The following is a 1,449-nucleotide window of genomic DNA, read 5'->3' on the forward strand; positions in this document are numbered from 1 at the left end:
TCATATCGCCGCCTCCTGGCGATGGCGGTACGTTCGTGGTTCCTACCCTACGAGCGTGCGCCACGCACCAGGAGACGACCATGGCACTGTATGCCGCTTGCGATCTGCATTCCAATAACACGGTGCTGGCGGTGGTCGATGACGTTGGCGCGCTGCGCTACCGCCAACGCCTGCCCAACGACCTGTCCCTGCTCGACGCCGCATTGACGCCCTTCCGCGAGGAGTTGGCGGGCGTGGCGGTCGAGTCGACCTACAACGCCTACTGGCTGATCGATGGTCTGCAGGCGCAGGGGTATCCGATGCAGATGGTCAACACGCTGGCGGTGCCGCAGTACGCCGGGCTCAAGCACGGCGACGACGACAGCGATGCCCGTCATCTGGCCGAGCTGATGCGGCTGAACCTGCTGCCGACGGCCTACATCTATCCACGTGAGCAGCGGCCATTACGTGACTTGCTGCGACGACGCATGTTGCTTGTGCAGCAGTCGGTTCGGCTGCTGCAGTCGGTGCAGGGCTATTGGGCCCGGGCCACCGGGCAGCGGCTGTCGGCGAACGGGTTCCGTCACCTCACGCGCCAGCAGTTGACCGATACCTTCCAGGATCCGACCGAACTGTTTGCCGTGGTCAGCCTGATCCAGATGTGGCGCGCGTTGCAGGCGAAGGTGGCCGAGATCGAGACCTGGTTGGCCGAAGACACGCGCCGTCGGCGGGAGTTGATCGCGCTGCGCACCGTGCCGGGCATCGGTGCCGTACTCGGGCTGACGATCTGGCTGGAAAGTGGCGAGATCACCCGCTTCGATGCGGTCGGCCAATACACCTCCTACTGCCGCCTGGTGCCGGCGCTGCGGTTCTCCAACGGCAAGAAGAAAGGTACCGGCAATCGTAAATGCGGCAACCGATACCTCGCCTGGGCTTGGATGGAGGCGGCCAACTTCGCGATCCGCTTCGATTCCGACATCAAGCGCTGGTACCAGCGCAATACGGCGAAGAAGCCGCGTCTGGTCGCGCTGAAGGCGGTAGCGCACAAGCTGGCCCGTGCCGGCTACCACCTGCTCCGCGACGGCGGCACGTTCGACGTCCATCGCGCCTTTGCCTGAACCTGCACGACCGCATCCTGGATCAGGGGTCTGGTGCAACCATCCAATCTGGAGAGGAGCGGTCGTGCAACCAATTCCCACCGCCCGTCGTCCGAGCCAAGCAAGGGTGGTCTTCAAGACCGCGACTCTGAGGCGATCATGCCTGTGGACGGCACGACGGCAGACCGAACGAGTGTTGGGCGCAAACCGCGTGGGCCGCGCAAGCGGCTAGATCCCGAAGGGTGACGGAGGCGGTGGTCCCGCCTCGACCACGAACACAACGGAAGCCGGTGGACAGGTCAAGGCGATACCTTCAGCCCGGGAGCGGGAGAATCTTTTTCGTGCCTGTTGACACGAGCGGCGAAATGGTGAC

At 64.3% G+C, this 1,449-nt stretch carries 1 protein-coding gene; it reads left to right on the forward strand.

Annotation, left to right across the window (positions count from 1 at the left end):
* The first annotated feature begins 80 nt into the window (after positions 1–80).
* On the forward strand, positions 81–1,097 hold the full coding sequence (locus EDC34_RS12145) for an IS110 family RNA-guided transposase (RefSeq protein ID WP_114961140.1): 1,017 nt from the start codon (positions 81–83) through the stop codon (positions 1,095–1,097).
* Positions 1,098–1,449 lie beyond the last annotated feature (352 nt).

It is taken from the genome of Thermomonas haemolytica (assembly GCF_004346265.1).
GTDB classification, from domain to species: domain Bacteria; phylum Pseudomonadota; class Gammaproteobacteria; order Xanthomonadales; family Xanthomonadaceae; genus Thermomonas; species Thermomonas haemolytica.